We start from the raw sequence: 3,970 nt of genomic DNA on the forward strand, positions 1-3,970 counted from the left end.
ACAGGAGAAGTCCACAAATTCATCGGCACCGATATTAGCACTGGCCTTGAATACCGTCCGCTGCTAAATAATAACATTCTGTTATTGGGTGGTCTCGCGACACTCATTGGCGGCAATGGATTGGAAGACCTATACCAGAACCTCGACGGTGAGCTCCGCAACCACGTGGCGGGCTTCCTCGAACTGGTCCTAGAGTTCTAGCTAGCAAATAAGCTGGCAGTGATTGGGTGAATGGATTGATGAACTGCCGACGTATCTTTCAGCTGACCTTTTTTGTTTGTCTGGCGACGTCATCGGCTGGATGGGCTCAATCGCCTCAGCAGCGAATCGCGACGCTGCGTGATTTTCTAAAATCGAGTCGTCAGTCCGAGTCGAAAACGCCAATGCAATCTCCGGTCGTGGCTCAGGTCGCCGCCACCGATTCGATTGCTGCACCGGTCGTCACCGCGGGGCCTCCGAACATTCCGCCCGAAAACATCCCGGCCCAGAAAATTCCTTTTCCTTCGGGAAGCTACCATGGCAAAGCACGCGTTGCCGGCGCGAGTGAACCGGACATCGGACGTCGCGGCGAAGATCCCTGGGACTTAGCACGCCGCTTGGGGATCGCGGACAATGCGTCTTATCCGATTCCCGAAGATCTACGCTTTGACGATCTTGCTCGCCAAACCGCCGCCGATGCACATTCCAAGAGCGTCGGATGCATTCATTGCCACACCGATGTCGGCCACATGCATCCCGTGAACTCGATCCAAATCGGGTGTACGGATTGTCACGGCGGTGATGCCACCGCGACCGATATTCGCACCGCCCATGTTTGGCCTCAGTACGGACCGGCCTGGAAAGACTCGGCTAACCCGGTTCGCAGTTACACGATTTTGAATCACGAGTCGCCCGAGTTCATTCGGTTTATGAACCCGGGTGATTTACGCGTTGCCCATATCGCGTGCGGACAATGTCACGCGAACGAAGTGCTGCAGCTTCGCAAGAGCATGATGACTAACGGTTGCATGTTGTGGGGGGCGGCTCTGTACAACAACGGTGCCACGGGGGACAAGCGACCTCAGCATGGTGAATCGTATAGCATGAACGGCAAGCCGCAAATCATGCAAACCGTACCACCACCGACGGAATACGAGATGCGGCACAAAGGGGTGCTGGCGTCGCTGAATCCGTTGATCCCGTATCAGGTCAGCCAGCCCGGTAACGTGTTGCGGATCTTTGAACGCGGTGGTCGTTTCCGGCCCGAGATCGGGATTCCCGAACGACTCGAAGAACCCGGTCGTCCACGTGAACGATTGAGTTTGCGGGGGCTGGGAACCGAAAATCGAACCGACCCTGTCTACATCGGCTTGGCAAAAACACGGCTGCTCGATCCAACGTTAAATTTCCTCGGCACCAATGACCACCCCGGCGACTATCGCAGTAGCGGCTGCAGCGCGTGTCACGTTTTATACGCGAACGATCGCAGTCCCACCGCCAGCGGATTCTTGGCCAAGTACGGTAACAATGGCACCGCGGCGGCCGAGCGAGATGAATGGGTCAAATACATCGATCCGACTATTCGCAAGGACCAACCGGGACATCCGATCCAGCACAAATTCGAACTGCGAATGCCGACGAGCCAGTGCATGGTGTGTCACATTCACCCGGGCACCAACGTGTTGAATAGTTATCTCGGCTATATGTGGTGGGATAACGAAACCGACGGCGAGTTGATGTATCCGGAAGAACAAAAGGAATTGACCGCCGAAGAATACATGCGGGCAACCGAGTTTAACCCGAACGAAGCGGCCGCCCGCGGGCACTGGAGCGACCCTGAATTCCTGGCCAACGTCAGCGACTTGAATCCTCATTTGCGGCACACGCAGTTCGCTGATTTCCATGGTCACGGTTGGGTATACCGAGCGGTGTTCAAGAAAGACCGTCACGGCACGTTGTTGGATTGGAAGAACGATCCGCTACCCGAGGTGTCGACCGAACAACTTCAAGAGGCGGTCAAACCGTCCACGCCCACCGAACAAGAGGTCGGCAGGTGTCGCCCCGATGCTCCGGTTCACATGCAGGACATCCATATGGAAAAAGGGATGCACTGTGTCGATTGCCATTTCTATCAAGACAGTCACGGCAATACGAAACTGTATGGCGAAGTCCGCGCGGCGATCGAGATTCAATGTATTGATTGCCACGGCACGGCCGAAGAATCGCTGGTCGAAAAAGTCGACAAACAACTCGAGGCTGGCGAAGTGGCGAGATTGCCAACCAGCGGTCCGGCGGCGCCCGAAGGTGGCACGAATCTGTTGACGCTCGGCACCACCTTCGACAAACCTCGCTTCGAGATCTTGCGTGAACCCGGAAAAGCACCCCGGTTGATCCAACGCAGCACCGTCGAACCCGACCTGTTTTGGGAAGTTAAACAAACCGCCGATACCGTTCGCCCCGACCATCCCGACTACAACGCGCGGTCGCATGCCGCCAAAACGGTACGGATGGGCGCCGACGGACGTCCGACTTGGGGAGGCACGAGCACTGATGATTTATTGGCGTGTGCCCATCGCAACGAAAATATGTCGTGTATTGCCTGCCATAGCTCGTGGAATCCAAGTTGTTTCGGTTGCCATTTGCCACAACGAGCGAATATCAAATCGCCGGAACTACACAACGAAGGCGATGTGACGCGAAACCGAACCAGCTATAACTTTCAAACGCTTCGTGATGATGTCTTTATGCTCGCTCGCGATGGAACGGTGACGGGAAATCGTATTGGTCCGGCACGCAGCAGTTGTGCAATTCACGTGACCAGCTACAACGCCAACCGCGAAGCGATCTACACTCAGCAGCAAACGATCAGTGGCGATGGAATGAGCGGCATTGCGTTCAGCACCAATGTTCCGCATACGGTTCGCGGTGGCGCCGGATTGATCAACGAAACCGATCCCGGCCATGGCGGCGTTTATGAAACGAAGAGCTGCACCGACTGCCATCTTTCGGCTGCCAATGACAACAACGCGATCATGACTCAGTTGTTGATGCAAGGCACGGGATACACCAATTTTATTGGCAAGTACTGTTACGTTGCTGCGGGTGAGCACGGCTTTGAAGCCGTTGTGGTGACTGAGACCACCGAACCGCAGGCGGTGATTGGAAGCTCGCTGCATCAGCTTGCCTATCCGGAAAACTACGAAGAACACCTCGAGCATGACCGCGAACTCGAGCACAGCCACGAGCATCCTGGTCGCGACATTTTGGAAACATTGTCGCTGCGTTACCGCAAGCCAGAGATTTTGGACCTGCAGCACCGTGGTGAGTACATTTATGCGGCCTGCGGTGAAGGCGGCTTCCGCGTCTTTGACATCGCGTTTATCGATCACAAAGCGTTTAGCGAGCGGATCACTACCGCACCGGTCTCGCCGCTGGGACAACGCTTCTATGTCCGAACCAAGCATGCTACCGGCGTCGCTGCACCGAGCACGATTGCACCCGATCCGACTCGCAAACAAGACCCTGCGAATGAAGAGTCCGCAGTGCATCCGTTGTACGCTTACATCTATGTCACTGACAAAGAAGAAGGTCTGATCTTGGTCGGTGCTGGCACCTTACTTGACGGCAATCCACTGAACAACTTTCTAGAGCGAGCGTTGACGTTCAATCCCGATGGGATTCTGGACGGAGCCGAATCGATCTCGATCGTCGGGACGTACGCCTACATTTGTTGCGAAGAAGGGCTGGTGGTGGTCGATTTGGATGACCCCACAAAACCGAAGATCACCAGTGTGATTGGTCACGAAGAACTTGAGCATCCGCACCGCGTCGCAGTTCAGTTCCGATACGGATTTGTCACCGACAAAGAAGGGGTGAAGGTGCTTGATTGCACCGATCTTGCGCATCCGCATGTGGTTCATCACGTTCCATTGGAAGATGCGCATGGTATCTACGTCGCACGAACGTATGCGTATGTTGCCGCTGGAAAACA

At 55.3% G+C, this 3,970-nt stretch carries 2 protein-coding genes; both read left to right on the top strand.

Annotated features, from left to right (window positions below; translation table 11 throughout):
• Nucleotides 1–201, top strand: a 201-nt coding sequence (locus tag ABX962_RS31995) for a hypothetical protein (RefSeq protein ID WP_372725707.1), incomplete at its 5' end; no start/stop codon positions are given.
• A gap of 38 nt (nucleotides 202–239) precedes the next feature.
• On the top strand, nucleotides 240–3,970 hold a 3,731-nt coding region (locus ABX962_RS32000; RefSeq protein WP_372725709.1), incomplete at its 3' end, for a hypothetical protein.

It is taken from the genome of Novipirellula sp. (assembly GCF_041583735.1).
Classification (GTDB): domain Bacteria; phylum Planctomycetota; class Planctomycetia; order Pirellulales; family Pirellulaceae; genus Novipirellula.